The following is an 18715-nucleotide window of genomic DNA, read 5'->3' on the forward strand; positions in this document are numbered from 1 at the left end:
CGACGGGGAGAGCTAGTGCCGACTGCCAAAGCTCGGGCCGAACACATGGCCGAGTTCCTCTCCACGGTCGGCTTCACGCCGCAACTGACGGACCACGGTGACCACCTGTCCGTCGAGGCGGAGGTGCTGCACCCGGTCTCCTCCGAGGACTGGCAAGAGCTCGTCACCGCGCTGGACAAGGCCGACTGGTTCGGCCTCGTCGACAGCAGCGAGAAGGGCCGCAGGTTATGGGCGGCCTTCACGAAAGAAGCCTCCGTGACGGCAAGCACCGCCGTCCGGAGGCAGGACCATCAGCTTTAGGGAGCTGACAGCGTGTTCGAAACTATCCGCCGACTCGTGCGCAGGGCCAGGCCCCAGCGCCTTCAGTTACCCCTCGATGCCACGCTCGGTTCGCTATCTCCGCGAGCTCGACCGGCCTCGGTACCGGCTACGTGCAGCAAGGCCTCCACGCTCCAGCGACGTCGTCGGCACGAAGAGCCGCTGGTCGTCGAAGACCAGATGCTCGTCCGGCCCTATGTGCGCACCGCCGTCGAGCGCGCTCAGCGATGGGGACGGTCGCACCCCTGTGTGCTGATCGACTGCTCACGATTCGCTGCCCCGGGGGTCGGCCAATGACTGCTCGCCAGCCGAGGCCGTACTACTCCACCGATTGCCTGATCGGTACACACAGCGTGTGCCGCGAGGCCGAGTTGAGGACTCCGGCGGCAGACCCGCCGCTGAGTCACGAGACCTGCGTGTGCAGTTGCCACCTGTCCGCCGTGCCGGTCGGCAGCAGCAGACAAGGGGTCCAGTTGATGCAGCCCCACACCAAGACCGCACGCCAGGACCGAAGTACGGGTCCGGAACCAACAACACAAGCCGGTCGCAACGCGGCCGAACAGGGGGTGTGAGTCGACCATGGCAATGAGCCGACACAAGAGCATCGAAGACGCACTCCGGTCGGGAATCGGAACGGGCGTCTACGCACCGGGCGATCAGCTGCCTGCCGAGTCGGAACTCGCCAAGCAGCACGGCACCAGCGTTCCCACGGTGCGGATCGCCCTCGATCTGCTCCGGGACGAGGGCCTGGTCGAGAAGTACCAGGGTCGCGGCAACTTCGTACGGCGCCCCTTTGAACGCCTCACCTACGCGAACGACCACTTCACCCCGGACCGCAGGGCGTCCCTGTACACCGCGCTGAGCGTGACTGTCACCAGCAGCGAACTGCGGGCAGACGATGCTCTCGCCACCATCCTCCAAGTACCGCGCGGAGAGCCGGTCATGGAGTACGTCTTCCTGAGCCGCCAAGGCACCTCACCGCACAGCCTGGCCCGGATCTACGTACCGCTTGCCGTGGCATCCATCAGCCTGCCGGAGAACGCCCGCTCTCCCCTGGGCGACGACATCCGAGTAGGCCTGGCGGCGGTCGGCATCAAGGCGACCACGTTCGCCGAACACCTTGAGGCCCGTCTCCCCACCGAGCACGAAGCCGCGACGCTTCGCCTCGGCCCCGGATCACCCGTCCTGAGCGTCGAACGAATCGCCATGGACGACTCCGACCGAATCGTCGAAGCCGCGCTCCTGGCGCTCCCCGGCTTCCGTTCGGGAGCCGTCTTCACCACCCACGCCCACGCCGAACAGTTGGAAGAAGCTTCCCGATGATCAACGACCTGCGCCTCCTGCCCTGGACCTCGCCGGACGGCAAGGCTTGCTTCCTCAGCACGGCTGGCCCCGACAGCAAGCTCTCCCAGATCGCGGACGAGGTCGAAGAGGCCATCACAGACGAGGCCTTGGAGGTCTTCGAAGGCGTCCAGGCCCTACTCGGCGACACCGGCACCGACGCCCATCACTTGCGCGTCGCGCTTGTGCAGGCCGCGGGTTCGCTGGACGCCATGATTCGCATCGCCGAAGTCCGTAGGGATCAGCTCGTGCGATACACGCGCAAGGACAACGACGGAGTCGGCGATGAGCCGCAGCTCCAGGCCGATGCGTTCGGCTGAGAAAGCGCTCGGGGGCAGAGGTACCGCAGACCGCCCAACCAGTTACTGCGGCTGCTGCACAGGCCACCGCGTGATCTGGTGCCCTGTCTGCGGCGGGCTCGACGGCTGCGGAATCTGCGGCCGGACTCGGGTCGTTCCGTGTCCTCGGTGTGCTGGGGGTGATCTGGAACCGGTCCGCTGGTGACCTGGCTATACAGCCGTGGCCTGGCTCTTCCCGAGCCAGGCCACGGCTGTGTCTGAAGGCAACCTCTTCACAAGTTCGGGTATTCAACGGCCTCTTGCCGGTCGAATCGGGCATCGTCGTCTCACAGCAGGGCTGCAGCGGCCAGCGTAAACGCGCCCCGGCCGCAGCCCCGATCAGGGGAGACGTAGAAGCCATGGAATGGAAGACCGAACAGTTCGGATCGTCCCACGAGGGACGACCGGGCGCAGTCCTGACCGACGGCGAAGAGCCGAAACCCGTGTACTTCGACGTAGGCAGCGGAGCCAACTTCCACAAGTCCACCGACTGGTGGGTGTACGACGGCACCTTCCGAGCACCCCGGGCAACCAACATGCGCGGCTCGTGCTCGTGCGGCTGGCGCGGCGAATCGCTGTACCCCATCGACTGGTCCGAGGTCGACAAACGAGTTCCAGGCGCGTACGACACTTCCGGCCCCTACGAGGACTGGGAAGGGCACATCGCCAGTGTCGAGGCGCAATCCGTTCCTCTCCCCGCCGAAGTCGAGGACTTGGTGCAACAACTGGACGACAAGCTCGCCGACTTGAGCTATCAGGCACCGCTCGCTGCCCTGAAGGCCGTGGCAGCCCTGGAGCGCATCGCCGTACGAGTCGGCCGCGATGCCGCGTACGAAGTGCAGGCCGACGAGCTGTCACCTGAAACAGTCGCCAAAGCGCTCGGCCTGGCGGAAGAGAAGGTACGGTCCCGCCTTCTCCACTACAGCTTGAAGCGCTGACCGGCCCCGCTCACGGGTACCTACAGCGCCCGGCTTGGCCCTACGGAAGTTGCTCGGCGTCGACTCTGGAGAAGATCAGATCGCTCTCAGCCTCGATCGGCCCCCGCCACCGCGTGGGTACGGCCGGAGGCCCGCTTAGGGCTCTTGGGTAGCTCTCCGCGGCGTATTCGTTCACCAGTCGGTACACATGGAATCCATGGGATGTCATGGCATCCAGCAACTCGTCTGCAGAGTCGCCGAGTTGGGCCATGCGCTCGGGAGTTACCTCCACGGTGATCTCTACGTCGTCACGCAGGTCCGGCAGCAGCGGCAGCAGCCCACGCACCACCGCACCTTCGGCCCCCTCCACATCGATCTTGATTACGCGCGCGGCAGCGATCTCAGAGCTCTCCAGCAGAGACGGCAAGGGGTGCGCGTCGACCTCAAAGACAGACTCAGCCGCACCGTCGTACGGAACAATGCTGTTGGCGCCCATGTTCGCCGAGCTGGCGAGGGTGAACTTCAGGGTCTCCTCGCGGTCGGACACCGCTGCGTTCACCGCCCGAAGGTTGCGGCAGTCGTTCAGCCGGACGTTCTGAAGCAGCCTGCGGTGAAAGTCAGCCGATGCCTCGACGGCGACTACCCGGCCGCTCTCGCCCACCAGGCGCGATGCCAGGACGCTGTAGTACCCGATGTTTGCCCCGACGTCGACGAACCCGTCGCCAGGCCGCAGACGCCGCCGCAGCCAGGCAGTCATGTGCGGCTCCCACACCCCGAACAAGTACAGGTACCGCTGGATCAAGTCCCTTGTGTCCACGGCGAATCGGGCGTCGAGCACGGCGTCCACGACTCGCTGCCGAGGCTCATCCCGCAGACGCTCGTTCAGGAACGACCGCACCAGGTCGCCCTTGAGAACGGCTCCGGGGGTACGCCGCACGTAGCCGCGCAGGAGCGTCACGACGACGTCCGGCACTTGGCCACTCATCTCGATCGCCCTTCTTCGCCGTGCACGCAAAGCCTGGCTGAAACACTTGGGTGTCACAGCCGTCACAGAGTCACACCTACCCTCTGACCAGGTCGAACTACCCGGCAGCAACCGTGACACCCCCTGTTTCAGCCTCCCATGCCCCACCAACGACGAACACTCGTAAGATCATCCAGTCATCTTTATGAGTGGGCGTTAGGGGCGAGGGCGTTGGGGACCAGCGAGCAGTTGGTGACCGTCGCCGCGGTGTTGCTCGGCGCGTTGACCACGCACGTGACCAACTTCCTCATGGAGCGAAGCAGGAACCGCTACCAGCTTCTCACTCGGTGGGATGACAAGAAGGTCGAGACCTACGGCGACTACGTGGAAGCCACGAAGACGAAGATCGCAGCAGCCAAGCGCCTCTACGAACAGCGCGAGGGTCTGCAGACCCTGGAACGGCACGAAGGGGACCTCCGCCACGAACTCGCCGACGCCAGCCTGGCCTGGGGCCGAGCCTTCGAACGCGTGATGCTGCTCGGCGGTGACGACGCCATCGAGGCCGGGCATGACCTCAATGCCGCTCTTGCCGAGATCGACTGGCAGGCCACCGGCGAAACCCAGGGCACGCTGGATGAATGGCGCGAGCGCAACCGCGCCGTGTTCCGGTGTATCAACGACTTCCACGAAGCTGCCCGCGAGGACCTGGGAATTCAGGGAAAAGTGAAGGGCGAGAACCACCCCGAGAGGGACCTGCTCCTTCCACCAGCACGATCACCAGACGATGACGCCACGGCTGCCGGGGCAGACTGAGTTATTAATAGAGCATCTCTACGTGTTCAAGGCCCGCGCACGGCCTGGGCTCGCGCCGCTCGAAACAGATTATCAACATCAGACCGCTAAATAACCTCTCTCTGACCCTGCTGAGGCTGGTCTAGCTGCTGTTCTCGCATGCGCTGTTCCGCCCGCAGCCTTTCAACGGTGGTAGCGAATGACTCCATATTCGCTTCGTCATCGACATAGTTGTACGGAGCGATACCCAACTCAAGAGCCGTAATGTGCTGCTCCATGCTATCTGCCGTCTGTTGGAGGTTAAAAGCCCTCTCGCGGGGCTTAAAGTAGCCAGAAGCGGCTGTTACCACAGTGACGATAGATCCCAGAACGATCAGAATACCCTTTGCAGGCTGGGGCGGATCGTACCACGCCGTGACACCGGACACAGCCGCGGAGCCAACAAAGAGCAACCACTGCATGAAGAGATGCAGGCGACGGTAGTGAGCGGACTCAACCCGAAGTCGGGCAATCTCTCCAGGCAAGCGCTCCCTGTATGAGGATTGCCTCTCGATGGCAGGAGGAGTCAGCCTCCGGGCTTCGAGGATACGACGCTCTTCGGCTAACTCAAGATCGAGCCTCAGACTCTTAAGCGACGTCTTAGCATCTTCCCATGGCGTGTCTACGCTGAATTCGGCAAAGAATTGCACTACGGTGGCGAGTACGCAAAACGCCAGAAATCCACCGAAGATATTAGTGATTGCAGAGGGCACGTCGCTGTGCAGCCAGAAATAGACCTTCCCAATGACTCCCACAGAAACCGAGGAAACCAGGAGGATTGGAGTCCCATAAAGGCCGATTACCTGCAATCGACGGTTCTTTATTCGCTGCTTAAGATCAGCAATGTCTCGACGATATTGAATTAAGGCGTCGGTGGTGCTCACCTCATTAGAGGGAACCCCGATAGTCATTGAGTATCCTTCCTATGCCTGCCGTGAACACGTCAGTGATGATATGCAGTCATCAGTCTCGACGCGGTGGGTTTCTTCAGGTTGGCTCTCGCGGGGCAGGGAAGGGCTGCCCAGGGTCCGCGACAGAGCGCACGGTCTCGCCAAGAGGTGAACCCAACGCGATACGTACCGCTGCTCTGCGACCCGGAGTCCGTAGGCGCGAGGCGAGCTGATGCTTCGCCCGAGGTCCTGCGTGCCTAACTGCGTGACAACGCCGATCTGCAGCGGCGAACAAGCGCGGACACCCACGGACCATCTCAGCAAGTGACGAGCATGTAGCAGCAAGGTGGAGCCCCTACCTGAATTGCTTCGGCACGAAGAGGCCGTGGGTTCAAATCCCGCCACCCCGACAGAGAAACAGCAGGTCGGGCCTTTTGCCTAAGCTGGCAGCCTCTGGGCAGCGAGGAGTGGATCATGGAAGTGATCCACCCGGGGAGTGAGCCGACCGCCTTGCAGCGCCAGCGCATACTTCCTCAGCAACGCAAGAAGGGCCGCTGCAGCGCGGCCCTTCAGCACAGCTGAGGTTGGCCAGCGTTCGGCCCCCTGGCCACTCCCGACCCCAAACCGGGCAAGGACACCGGCCGAACTCGCTCCGCCGGCTCGGTCAGTTGCAGGCGGAGAGCACACGCTCAATCATGGACATGAGGCCTCGGATAGGGGAGGCATACTATGCGCCTACACACCTGTCGGCGGAGGTGTTCGTCTTCTAGTCCCGAGTCGAGACCTCAACCGCCGATGCGCTGGCATGAGCCTGCGCCCTTCGGACTAACGCCTGCCCGCCAGTCGATGTTCAGCGGGGCCGCTGCGCTTCTGGCAGGTTTTTCGGCGGCGATCGTCGGTGTCATCGCTCAGGCCCCCAAGGAGATCCGATACCCAGGCTGGTCTCTATTTCTTCTAACTCTCGCCGCAATGTCCCTTGTTACCTGCGTGCAGTGCGGATTCAATGCGCGCGCTCTGATGTACTCGCACGCTGAGATAACGGAATGGCGGCCGCTTCCGTGGACGCAGGAAGACAGTGAGCGCCTCCATCAGGACCAGAAGGCGGAAGCCAAAAGGGGGCGAAAATGGGAACACTCGGCCGAGTGGACTTACCACATCGGGATTGTCCTACTGGCAGTTGGAATAGGGCTTGTACTTGTCCCCAGAGGGGAATCAAGCGAAAACCTACCTCGCTGGATTGCGAGTTACATAGTCGCAGCCGGAGGTGCGATGCAATTTATATTGCATCTCTGGGCCTGGCGTTTTGGGACGGGAAGAGGGAACGAATCATGACCGACCGCGAGTCGCAAAAAAGAAGGGAAAGGTCAACCGGAACCCGGCGAGGGAAATCCGAGGCGCGCACAGCGGCAAAAAAAACACGGAGAACTCCGCCTTTGAAAATTAAGGGCATAGGTAAAGCGATTCGTGAGGGGAGGCGTTGTAAGCTTCACGGATCGACACAATGCAAGGAGTGTAAGAAGTCCAAGCGGCAACGACGCTCAAAACGATCGGCCATGGCTGTCGCCTGAAGGCGCGGCCCCCGTGTGAGAAGGTTGCTCCGACTGCACGCCTGGGTGACGGGTGAGCACTGTAAGCGAGCTAAGGCTTCGGCGCCATCACCATCCGTCGCGGGTTTCGCTGTTCGACGCCCAGCCAGCATGGCTGAGGCCAGCATCGGTACAGCACACGTGCGCCTGATCGTTCGACACGCCCGCCGTCGTGGCTGACTGTCGTCGGCCGAAATACAGACGAGATCTACTCAGAAGCCATAACCGGGCCAGCAGCAGGGGACGGCATCGGCTATACAGCGCCGAGGCACAGAAACTCCAGCAACGGCCAGCGACTGGCACCTGCCCTCACGACCTCCCGGTGGCGCATATGACCTCCAATGACCGATCTCTGTAGAACTACGGATCAGAAGGTTGCACCTCTAAAGGCGACTCGGCGCAGGATGGGCCGCCTAGAATTCATTCCTATTCAATGCCACGTAGAGCCATCGGCCGCCTGACAAGCAAGGGCACCCATCCAGATCCAGTTCAGCTCACCGAACGAACCCATGCCCCAGAAAGTATCCGGGACGCCGCGAACACAAAATCACTTTGCTTGCGAATTGCTATTTCTCGACGCCGCTCAGATTCGACCATAAGGCTATCGAAAGATTCTCCATCGAGGAGGACGTGCCGGAAACGGACGACGGCCAGTCGGTATTGCGAAAGAGATTTGTGTGCTTCCGCGGCCGCTAGGGATATCTCGACAGGCCCCTCAATGCTGACCAATGCCATATGAGGCGGCAGTGCCTGATAGAGCATTTCTGCTTCCGCAGACTCAGCGTCTACCTCGTCCCTTAATTCTTGTCGACGCGTTTCTGGAGTAACCTTATATGTGCGGATACTGAATTCACACTGCTGCATTGCCTTCATTGACCTGCTGAGAGCCTCCGCCAGCTTCGCATAGGCGATGCGTCGCGCATCACGAAGAATCCGGTCATGCTCTGCTTGTACCTGAAGACGAGTTTGCGATCGGCCCATGAGGGCGCTGATGGCGGCCGCCCCACCGGTGCCAACGGCACCGACAGTGGCACCGAGTACGGCTGCGAGTCCTGCGTCCATAGTTGGAGTCTTGCCGATCTAAGCGGTAAGCATCAGGCGTTTAGGGCCACGACATCGGGGAGTGAGCGGGGAGTGGATCATGAAAGCCCCGCCGAACGACGCCGCGTCAGACCAACGCAGACCAACAGCCTGACCTGCGGGGAGCGTAACCACCCAGGTGACAGCCGTCCCCGCACCTAGTTCGGGACGAAGAGGTCGTGGGTTCAAATCCCGCCACCCCGACAGAGAAACACCAGGTAAAGGGCCTGATCCGCATAGCGGGTCAGGCCCTTCCTGCGTCTCCGGTGATCGTTTGGGAGAAATCTGGGAGAAGATCTTGGTCGGGGTCTCCCAGCAGGTGGTCGTCAAGCAGAACCAACATGTCTCGGTTGCGGTGACCCGCACCTGCACGTTCGCGAACGACCTGTCGCCAGCGCTACCGCAGAGGCACCCCAGGACGCGGCATGGAGCGAGTGAGCGTGATCGGCAAACGCGACGTGCTTTTCAGCGCTGAGCCATATCGTCGTTTCCCAGAGCTCGAACGGGCCGAGACGATGGAGGACGAAAACCGACATGCGGGCCGAGGAATCGCACTTCGCCGACCTGGTGCAGGGACGAGCCCAGCAGTTCCAGGTGCCGCTCTACCAGCGGACGTACTCCTGGACGGAGAAGCAGCTGGCACAGTTATGGGGCGACATCCTGGACCAGGCAGAACTGGTGGGTGCGGATTCAACGGTGAGCACGCACTTTCTCGGTTCTGTCGTGCTTGCCCCCTCGCCGCAGAACGAGGCGACGTTCCCGCGCTGGCTCGTCGTCGACGGTCAGCAGCGGCTGACCACTCTCTCCCTCGCGCTCACCGCTATCCGCGACCACGTGGCCAAAGCAGAGCCGGACGAGGCAGAGCGCATCGACGAGGAATACCTCATCAACAAGCGCAAGAAGGGCGGCGATCGCCTCCGCCTGCTGCCCACCCAGGCAGACCGGCCACAGTATGCCGCGCACGTTCATGGTGGGCGGCGGGAGCAGACTTCGGGAGACAGGGTCGCTGCGGCCTATAGCTTCTTCCAGCGCAAGCTGCTGGAGCTCATGGAGACGGACGGCACTTCAGCGCCCAAGGATGTGCTGCGAATCGAGCAGGCAATCACGTCCAGACTCACGCTGGTCACCGTGACGGCGGAGCGCCGCGACAACGTGCACCGCATCTTCGAGTCGCTCAACAACACCGGGCTGAAGCTCAGTCAGGCCGACCTGCTGCGCAACTACTTGTTCATGCGCCTGCGGGCCCGCGGCGAGCAGGTGTACGAGACCCACTGGCTACCGCTGCAGAACAGCCTGAGCAACGACGAGCTCGAACAACTGATGTGGCTGCAGCTGGTCCTTGACGGAGACGACCGGGTCCGCCGCCAGGACCTGTACACCGCTCAACAGCAGCGCTTCGAAGGCGGGGCTTCAGATGGGACGCAGACAGAGGCGGACATCGAGGCGTACATCATGGAGTTGCACCGCCGCAGCGTCCACTTCCGGAAGGTGATCCGCCCCGAAGAGGAGGCGCATCCTCTGATCCGCGGGTATCTGAAGCGGTTGCACGACTGGCAGGCCGTCGTGACCTATCCAGCGCTGATGTTGATACTCGACTGGCGGGAGCGGGGAGAAGTCGACGACGACGAAGCCGCCGAGGCCCTGTCGTACATCGAGAGTTTTCTGGTGCGACGGACGATCTGCCGTGTGCCGACGAACAACCTCAACAGGATCTTCCAGTCCGTGCCAGCGCAGCTCCCGCGGGATGTGGGCGTGGCCACCGGACTGCACCAACTCCTCTCTGCCGAGAACCGGTTCTGGCCGGATGACGAGGAACTGCGCCAGAAGATCCGTACCGCGCCCTTCTACCAGTACGGGCGGCCGAACCAGCGAAGGCTGGTGCTCCAGCGGATGGAGGAGAGTTACGACCATCCCGAACCGGTCGACTTCGCATCGGCGCAGCTGACGATCGAGCATGTGATGCCGCAGTCGCCCGGCGACGAGTGGATGCGCATGCTGAACGACGACGCCACACAGGGCGAGACGGCGGAAGAGCTGCATTCCCGGCTGCAGCACACACTCGGCAATCTGACGCTGACCGGCGTGAACTCGGAGCTGTCGAACCACCCCTTCGAGCGCAAGCAGGGGCTGCTTAACGGCAGCCACCTGGAGATGAACCGGCGCATCGCCGCCACCGACCGCTGGGGCGCCAAGGAGATCCTGGCGCGGGCCGACGATCTCGCCGACCGGGCGATCCGTATGTGGCCAGCCCCTCTGAGCGGTGTCGGACGCGCTGAGCGCAGCCGGGACTGGCGCCTCGCCCATCAGGTACTCGCCGCGCTTCCGCACGGCACCTGGACGTCCTACGGAGATCTGGCTGCGTTCATCGGCTCAGGCGCCCAAGCCGTGGGCGCTCACCTCGCCAACAGCGAAGGCGTGGTCAACGCCTATCGAGTGCTGAATGCCGACGGCAAGATCGCTGAAGGTTTCCGATGGACCGGGCAGGACGGCGGGGACGTGCGTGCTCGGCTGAGCGCCGACGGCATCCACTTCACGATCGCGGGTGCGGCGGACCCGGCACAGCGCCTCACCGTTGATGATCTCGCCCTGCTCCTTGAGAGTGCCGAGGGGCAGCCCGCAGAGGCGGCTGCGCCGACTGGTCCGGCGGGGCAGGGAGACGAGACCCGAGCCGCACGGTTCCTGCGCCAACTCACGGCGGACGACGCCCCAGCGACCGTCTCCGCCGTCCACGAGCTGCTCACACACTGGAAGAGCCTCGGGGGATGGATCGGGTACGGAGCCGGCGAGGTCACCACGAGCGCGTTCCTCATGCTGGGCCAGGCTGGTGCCCCGGGCCAGGGCATCTGGCCGCTGACGCTCTACCCCGGAAGCGGGCGCGGCGGAACAGGGGAGATCGTGTTCGCCCACATGGCGAACCGTGAGCCGTTCACAGACCGGGCCTTGCGCGTCGAATTGCTGGACCGGGTGAACGAAATGGAGGACGTCTCGATCTCGGAAGGCAAGCTGGAGCTGCGGCCCAGCTTCCGCCTCTCCGTTCTGGAGGAAGACCTCAACAGGGAGAGCCTGTTCGCGACCCTGACTTGGTTCCGGGACTGCTGGGAGCGGAGGAACTGAACTGGCGCGCCCAACTGCATTTGCGCGACGAGCTGTTGGGCCTGGTTGAACTGCGGACCTTGGTGAACGTACAGGCGACTCGGTTCGATCTGTGACGTCAGGCAGGCACGGCGGAGTCCCCGGCTCGGGTTCAGTACCAGTGGCTCTGTTCACAAGAACGGGTTCTGGCTCGGTTGTGTGATCCGTGCACCAACTGCGGTCACTGGCCATCGAATTGCGGGATCCGCGCTGCACGGTACGGACCATCGCCGAGTACCTGCGGACCTGGAAGCCGTAGCCGCACGCGGCATACAGCGAAGTTCGCCTCGGCCCCTTCGCAGCCGAAACCTGTAGAGAAGGACCGTCGGGCCTTCCGTCCGGAAGGTCTCTATGTGCCTCGCCCGCGGAGCGAGACGCCCCCGGGCCCCCCTCACATTGAGGACGGCGGGGGAACATCACGCCCGCCGCAGCAACATCTCGCGTCCGGGGCAGGGGCCCGTTACGGCTCGAGCGAAGACTCAGACCGAACCCACCGGTACGCACCCCAAGGAACGGTGGGAACCCGGACTCAGTGCGATGGATTGTCTTGAGTGTGTATCAGTCAACCTTGATGAACAGATGTGCACGAGATCCACCAGAATTTGAGCGGGAACACACAGCTCAGGCACACTTCCCCTCGATTGGTGACGTGCAGTGTCGGTGCGGCGACAATGAGACATGGCGTCATCGATTGCGTGATCGCGTCAAGATGCCCGCTTAGGGTCGGTCGCTGGAGGGATACCGCCTGCGCGACGCACGAATGGCGCGTGGCAGGCAGGCTGCGCCTCTTCTTGTATGCCGGAGCCCTGGGGGGGCTCGGTCCTTGTGTGATCGGGAAGGAATGGAGAGTCGTGCGAAGATCGACTGCACTCATAGCAGGAACGCTTTTGCTGCTCGGGTTAGGCATGACACCGGCAGCACAGGCATCGTCATACGACGACGCGAACCTCTACAGCATGGAAACCTGCGAGTACCCTTCGGTCTCCCAGTTCAAGTTTCATCTCTACTACAACTCCGGCCAAGGCGGGTCGTACCGGAACATCGGCTACTCGGTGTACGACTTCGACCATGTTTATCCCGGTGGTAGCGACCCCAGTAGCCATCCGATCAAGTTCTGCATCATCCCAGGTGCTAGCGGCTATTGGCCCGGATCGGGGCAGCACGTCAAGAACAACGCAGCCTCCGGAGAAAACGAGCACTACAAGTACTGGGCTCGTGTCTACTACAACAGCGGCTACAAGGGCGCTCAGGACGTCATGGCCCCGTACCAGCACATCGACCGGTTCGTGAACGTCTACAACGAGAACGCCTCGTTCAGGTGGACCAGCTGATGACGAGGGTGCGGAGGGGAAACAAGATGAAGCGGTCGATGAAAGCCCTGGCTCCGGTGGCTGCAGTTGCCCTTGCCGGCGGCGCATTCACAGTGATCCACCTCGCTGGTGACGACGGCGGTGACTCCGCCCGCCGTGCGGCCGCCCCCGCGAACGCCCCCGCCCCAGCGGAGCAAGTAGCAGAAGCGTCCGTGGGCGACCCGAACGATCCCAGCACGTGGCGTTTGCCGATCGAGGCATATGTGGCCACCAGCCAGGAAAGCCGATTGGTCGCAGTAGCGCGCGACGAACTGATCGACCAGTGCATGGAGAAGGCTGGCTACGCTCAATGGCAGCCCGCGCCCGAGCTGCCCGAGATTGGCGGGAAGACCCTGACCGACTGGCGCTACGGCATTCACGACGCAGAACTTGCGTCAACGCGTGGGTACCACCCGGCAGTGGATGAGCAGGAGGCGTACGACCAAGCGATGGAAGAGGGGGCCGTCGACGAGTCCGGGGCGCCTGCCGAGGCTGTGAAATCTTGCGCTTCCGAGGCGGACCAGGGTGTGCCGTCCGCTCAGCCGGCGGCCGCGGTCCAGGAGGTGAGCAGTGATGCCTTCGTCGACTCGCAGACTTCCCCGTTGGTCATCGATGTGTTCGCGGCATGGTCGAACTGCATGAAAGACAAAGGCTATGCCTACAAGAAGCCGATGGACGCCAGCGATGACCCGCGGTTCAGTGATCCCGCCCAGGTGACCCCCCTGGAGATCGCTACCGCGAAGGCGGACATCGCCTGTCGTGACAAACACAGCGTAGCCAAGACGTGGTTCGACGCGGAAAGCAAAAGCCAGCGGGAAAAGATCGCCAAGCGCCTCCCCGAGTTCAACGAGGCAGCCGAGGCCGTACGCGCGGCCGTAGCTAAGGCCAAGGCTGCCTGACGCCTGGCCATGTGTGGCCGCCGCAACCCACGGTTCGTCCGTGTGGTGCGGCGGCCTCGCACGTATGCAGTCCTCCCCTCCATGTACAGGACGCCGCCGGACCAAGAGTTCCGCGCCTGGCGCAAAGGTGTGCAGTCCCGCATGGCGGAGCACCCGATGGAAAGGACGAGTGTTGAGACCCCACAGACGACTCCGGGCCTCTTTGGCCGTCACGCTGACCGGCGGGATATTAGCTAGCTTCCTGCACGCCAACGCCTGGGCCGATAACACCACCTCGAAGGCGGACCCGGCCCCGCCGCCGACGAGAACCTCACCCGCCTCGTTGCCCCCGGGCGACCGTGCCGAAATGCTGGGCCCGGAGTACCGCAACTCGCAAGACATCGCCTGGACCACCACGGGTGACGCACAAGGTTTCCATCTGCTGGCCGCGACGGAGAAGAGCGGCTACGCATGGAAGACCCTGGCTTCCCTCGCCGAACCCGGATTCGACGCAGACCAGTGGATCGGCAACGTGTGCCTAACCGGGTCTGGAAAACGAGCCGTCGTCGTCTATGCCCCGCGGACCTTCACCAACGACCCGGTACTGATGGCCCGAGGAGGGTTCACCGCAGTCGTCGACCTGGCCAGCGGACGCGTACAGAAACTCCCGGTCAACGCCTCGCTCTCCTACTACAACCCCGGCTGCGGCACGGGCGATGAGGCCATCCTCACCCAGTCCCCAGGAGAGAACAAAAAACAGACCCGCCTCATCCGAGTCAACGCAGTAACGGGCAAGTTGAGCAGGCCGATTGTCGCGCACGGCCAGATCACCTCCGCTTCCCCAGCCGACGGAGGAAAGGTCGCTGCCGCGTCGGGCCGCACACTGGTGGAAATCGACACCGCCGGACACAAGAAAACCCTCACAACGACCAAAACAGTGCCATATCGCATCAGCAAGGACAGCGACGGCGGTTACGTGTTCCTCGAACGCGTGCAGCGCAACCGCCTCCAGCAGGCGGAGACGGCGACCGTCCGCCGATGGGCAAACGGAAAATTGTCCGAGCTGGGGACGGGCCCTCTCAGCGATACCGGCCTCACGCGGCGAGGGGGAGACGTCTACCTAACCGGTGCCGTCAAGGCCGCGAAGCGCCTCCCTCAGACCGTCAGGCGCCTCAAAGGGACGAGCAGTAACGCGACCCTCTCTTCCGCAGGCACGACGGTCATTCAGAACACTGTATGGGCGGATGGCAAGGGCTCCCCGAAGTACCTGCATCCGGAACAAGCTACGGACGCCCGCTCGGTCAACATCTCTCTCACGATCCGCCGGACCGGAAAGCACACGGACTTCACCGTGACCCCGCTCCAGACCATGGCCCCGCGGTGGGAGACCTCCCGGGCCCCCTCCCCCCTTCTGAAGAGGACCCAGGGCACCAGCAATACCGGGGGAAGCGAGCGAAACGGTATCCACCTGGCGCGTGCGTATGACACCAGCGGAAGCCGTACGGAAATCGTCGAGTCCGAGCGCACGTGCTCCGTTCCACGCAACGACCCGCGTAACCAGGCTATGCAGCCCAAGCCGCGGCAAGTGGAGTGGGCCGTCGACAAAGCGATCACCGGAAAGCTGAACATCGGCGCCTCGAGGCCAGCAAATTGGAAGAACCTCGGGATGCCCGCCTACTCACCGCAGACCCTCTTCCCCAACCCCGCACTGGAGGGCGGCGGCAGGGTGCCGGCCCAGGTGATGCTCGGCATCACTGCGCAGGAGTCGAACATGTGGCAGGCGGCCCGCTCTGCCGTGCCGGGCGTGACAGGAAACCCGTTGATCGGGAACTACTACGGAATCGACTACTACGACGGGGACAGCAGCAACGACTGGGACATTGACTGGTCCGACGCCGACTGTGGTTACGGCATCACCCAGGTAACCGACCACATGCGTATGGCAGGGCGTGAGCACGGCAAGGGCGGCACCGCCTGGGACTACCAGAAGCAGCGCGCCGTCGCCCTCGACTACGCTGCCAATGTCGCCGCCGGGCTGCAGATCCTCGTGTCGAAGTGGAACCAGACTCGCAAAGCGGGCTTGGCCGTACACGACGGTGACCCGACCAAGCTGGAGAACTGGTTCTTCGCCTTGTGGGCATACAACTCCGGCTTCTACGAGAACGTCAACGGTAACGAACCCTGGGGCGTGGGCTGGGCGAACAACCCGGCCAACCCTGAATGGGACGCTGGCCGCACCCCGTTCATGGAGGATCGCCTCGGAAACGAGGATGCCGCCGACGCCGCCCGCCCGCAGAACTGGCCATATCCGGAGAAGGTTCTAGGGTTCGCCGCACACCCCCCGTCGTTCCTCGAATCCCCGGGCACACTCGTGCCAGCTTTCCGTGCAGCCTGGTGGAACGGCACCAGCGAGGACGCCACGATCAAAGGCTCCGCCAAGTACAACCGTGCCCGTGTGAAGCCGCCGGAGGACCTGTTCTGCGGCCCCTACAACTGGTGCGAACCATCGAAAATCGGCGACGACGCTCAAAACGAACCCGGTCAAGGCCCCTGCACGCGCACAGACTTCAAATGCTGGTTCAACCAATCAGTGCAATGGAAGAGCAACTGCAGCTACGAATGCGGCAACGAATTCTTTCGCTTCACCTCCCCGGATTACGATGCCGAGCAGGCGGACGGCACTGCCTATGCTCCGAACTGCACGCACAACGGCCTCCCTTCCGGGTCGCTGATCGTAGACGACTTGCCGGAGGGATCTCCGTCTGTCAGGCCGAACTGCGCAAACAGTGACTGGACGAACCAAGGCTCCTTCACCTTCGACTTCGGGGCCGGAGAAGGAGGCAAGGCCCATGACGGCACTGCGGCCACCGTATGGCCGGCCAAGGTCGACCTGCACCAACTCGGCGCCGGCTTCGGAGGTCACTTCTACTTCGGCCACAGTCGCACCGACGACGCCAAGGGCAGTCGCCTGAACATGACCGGCACGTGGAAACTCGACCAGTCACGAAGCGACTGGATGCGCGTCCTCGTGCACTTGCCAGATCATGGGGCACATTCACAGCAGGCCAAATACGAGATTGACACCGGAACCGGTAGCTTCACCGAATACCGCCACCTCAACCAAAAGCGCCTCGCCAACGGTTGGGTATCCCTGGGTTCGTACAAGATGAGCGGAACTCCCCGCGTCCGCCTCAGCACTCAGACGCGCGATGGAACCGGTGACGACGATGTGGCCTTCGATGCCGTCGCCTTCCAGCCACTCCCTGGAAAACCTCAACACATCGCAATACTCGGAGACTCCTACACCTCAGGCGAGGGGGCGGGCAACTACTCCAAGGAGTCCGACGGCGACTACGGCACGTCCCGTTGGAACGCCTGTCGACGCAGCATCAACTCATGGGCCCGTAAGACTGCCCTTCCCGGCCAAAGCGCCACACTTGGAACGCTAGCCGACATTTTCTCAACCTCAGTCGAATTCCAGAACGTCTCCTGCTCGGGCGCCAAAACATGGCAGGTTCTCTCGGGCACCCCGATTGACGGCGACGGGAACGAGAAGTGGGGATTCGACGGAAACTTCCACGAGACGTTCCAGATCGACTCCGGGGTCCTCAACGCCGACACCAATCTCGTTGCCCTCACTATCGGGGGAAACGACGCGGGATTCCCGAAGGTGATGGAGGGGTGCGCGACCCTCGGATGCCCCTCGGATGACGACGTCAAGCAGGGCATTGACAGCGCCCTCCCAGGGATCGAACAAGTACTGCGTCAGATCCATGCCGAGGCCGTAAACGCAAAAATCGTCCTGCTCGGCTATCCCAGACTGTTCAACGAAAACGCAGGGTTCTGCCTAAGTGGTGTCGGCGGAAATGAGGACGTGAGCTGGCTGAACACGATGGGCGAGTACATGGAGAATAAGCAACAGCAACTCGTGGACTCACTCAAGCAGCAGGGCCTGCCGGTCAGTTTCGAATCCCCCGACTCCGACTTCGAGGGCAAGCGGGCCTGTGACGACAACGAAGGAATCAACAAGATCGTGACAGCCCCGGAAGGCGACGGGGACTTCCGCTGCGAGTTCGGCGGTTCCTGGTGCGTCAGTCGCGAGAGCTATCATCCGAACGGCGTAGGCACCTCCGCCTATGCGGCGGCCTTCAGCCGCGCGGTCGGCAAACTCTAGGCAGGCATGACGACTGAACAACGAGGTAGGGCCGCGCCTTGGGCGAAGATCCTGGGCGCGGTCCTTCTCGCCCTCACCGCGGCACTCATGGTCTCGTTCGTCGTAGCGAACTCCCGCGCCTCCGCCAGAGAACGGGATGCCTTCGACAGCACGCGGGCCGACGCACGGCGCTTCGCAGACAGCCTCCTTGCCAAGGCCGCCGCCGACGGCCGCCCCTCCCGAGAGCAAGTGCTGGAAGCCCTCACGTCGGCAACCGGCAACATGCGAGGCAACGGCGCGCTTCACACCATGAGTTTCACAGACAACGGAACCCGGATCGTGGCTCAGTTCTCTCGTGTGTACGAGCGTCCGCTCACTCTGTTCGGTCAGACGGAAACCATGGCACACCGCTGTTTCACCTTCGATTTCCCTCCAGGCGCGACAGAGCCGTCGCAGGTCCGGATCGAGGCGCACGGCGCCGACGAGTCCTGCTCGGAGCTCACCGCAACGGGACAACGGCACGGCGCACAATCTCAATGAAGGAGGCCCGGCAGGGCTTGCCGCGGGCGCCGGGTTGGGTGGTGCTGATGGCCCCTGATCGGCGCGGATCATCGGCGCTGGATCTGCCGTGCCGACAACCACGTTCGGAACTCAGCTCCGAAAGCGTACGGCTGACTGCACATGAGCTGCGCTCCAGGATCTGGCTTCGTTCACCTTCAGATCGTGAACAAAACCAGTACCAGGAACTCCGCCGCGTTTCCTGTGCCTTTAGAGGTCTTAACAAAGGCGTTGGACGTGGCGGTGGGTGATCAGGCATGTGGCGAGGCCGAGGAAGGCTTCGTGGATGTCGTCGCGTCGTTGCCGATCCGGCCTGTTAACGATCACGCCCAACTCTCATTCGGGACGAAGAGGTCCTGGGTTCAAATCCCGCCACCCCG

The 18715-nt window shown here is 63.1% G+C and carries 13 protein-coding genes; 10 read left to right on the forward strand and 3 right to left on the reverse strand.

Going from position 1 to position 18715, the window contains the following annotated elements; all coding sequences use genetic code 11:
* Positions 1–45: 45 nt before the first annotated feature.
* From HUT18_RS14335 to HUT18_RS14350, 4 genes are all read left to right on the forward strand, one after another.
* The gene (locus HUT18_RS14335; protein WP_176101052.1) at positions 46–300 is read left to right on the forward strand and encodes a hypothetical protein; all 255 of its coding nucleotides are present in this window, start codon (positions 46–48) and stop codon (positions 298–300) included.
* A gap of 597 nt (positions 301–897) precedes the next feature.
* Entirely contained in the window at positions 898–1641 is a 744-nt protein-coding gene (locus HUT18_RS14340; RefSeq protein ID WP_176101053.1) for a GntR family transcriptional regulator, read from the forward strand.
* Positions 1638–1979 carry a hypothetical protein gene (locus HUT18_RS14345; protein WP_176101054.1) on the forward strand — a complete coding sequence of 114 codons (342 nt, stop codon included), beginning with the start codon at positions 1638–1640 and terminating at the stop codon, positions 1977–1979. Before HUT18_RS14340 ends, HUT18_RS14345 begins: the two co-directional genes overlap by 4 nt.
* A gap of 377 nt (positions 1980–2356) precedes the next feature.
* Positions 2357–2935, forward strand: a complete 579-nt coding sequence (locus HUT18_RS14350) for a hypothetical protein (protein ID WP_176101055.1) — start codon at positions 2357–2359, stop codon at positions 2933–2935.
* Positions 2936–2975: 40 nt separating this feature from the next.
* Here HUT18_RS14350 and HUT18_RS14355 read toward each other — a convergent pair whose 3' ends face one another.
* On the reverse strand, positions 2976–3899 hold the full coding sequence (locus HUT18_RS14355; protein ID WP_176104525.1) for an FkbM family methyltransferase: 924 nt from the start codon (positions 3897–3899) through the stop codon (positions 2976–2978).
* 231 nt (positions 3900–4130) lie between these two features.
* On the opposite strand from HUT18_RS14355, the gene HUT18_RS14360 reads away from it, so the two are divergent.
* Positions 4131–4691, forward strand: coding sequence for a hypothetical protein (locus tag HUT18_RS14360; RefSeq protein WP_176101056.1), 561 nt, complete (start codon positions 4131–4133; stop codon positions 4689–4691).
* A gap of 86 nt (positions 4692–4777) precedes the next feature.
* Here HUT18_RS14360 and HUT18_RS14365 read toward each other — a convergent pair whose 3' ends face one another.
* Complete coding sequence (locus HUT18_RS14365) at positions 4778–5593, reverse strand: DUF4231 domain-containing protein (protein ID WP_217710488.1); 816 nt, start codon at positions 5591–5593, stop codon at positions 4778–4780.
* 2081 nt (positions 5594–7674) lie between these two features.
* Entirely contained in the window at positions 7675–8247 is a 573-nt protein-coding gene (locus tag HUT18_RS14370; protein WP_176101058.1) for a hypothetical protein, read from the reverse strand.
* Between the two features lie 552 nt (positions 8248–8799).
* On the opposite strand from HUT18_RS14370, the gene HUT18_RS14375 reads away from it, so the two are divergent.
* The 5 genes from HUT18_RS14375 to HUT18_RS14395 all read left to right on the forward strand — a co-directional run bounded on the left by HUT18_RS14375 (position 8800) and on the right by HUT18_RS14395 (position 18317).
* Positions 8800–11379, forward strand: a complete 2580-nt coding sequence (locus tag HUT18_RS14375) for a DUF262 domain-containing protein (RefSeq protein WP_176101059.1) — start codon at positions 8800–8802, stop codon at positions 11377–11379.
* Between the two features lie 785 nt (positions 11380–12164).
* Positions 12165–12728: a hypothetical protein gene (locus HUT18_RS14380; protein WP_254878596.1), complete on the forward strand. Its 564-nt coding sequence runs from the start codon at positions 12165–12167 to the stop codon at positions 12726–12728.
* A 26-nt stretch (positions 12729–12754) separates the two neighbouring features.
* Positions 12755–13645 carry a hypothetical protein gene (locus HUT18_RS14385; RefSeq protein ID WP_176101060.1) on the forward strand — a complete coding sequence of 297 codons (891 nt, stop codon included), beginning with the start codon at positions 12755–12757 and terminating at the stop codon, positions 13643–13645.
* 202 nt (positions 13646–13847) lie between these two features.
* Entirely contained in the window at positions 13848–17798 is a 3951-nt protein-coding gene (locus tag HUT18_RS14390; protein ID WP_176101061.1) for an SGNH/GDSL hydrolase family protein, read from the forward strand.
* A gap of 6 nt (positions 17799–17804) precedes the next feature.
* Positions 17805–18317: a hypothetical protein gene (locus tag HUT18_RS14395; protein ID WP_176101062.1), complete on the forward strand. Its 513-nt coding sequence runs from the start codon at positions 17805–17807 to the stop codon at positions 18315–18317.
* The last annotated feature ends 398 nt before the right edge of the window (positions 18318–18715 follow it).

Origin of the sequence: Streptomyces sp. NA04227 (assembly GCF_013364195.1) — a bacterium.
In the GTDB taxonomy this organism is placed as follows: Bacteria; Actinomycetota; Actinomycetes; order Streptomycetales; family Streptomycetaceae; genus Streptomyces.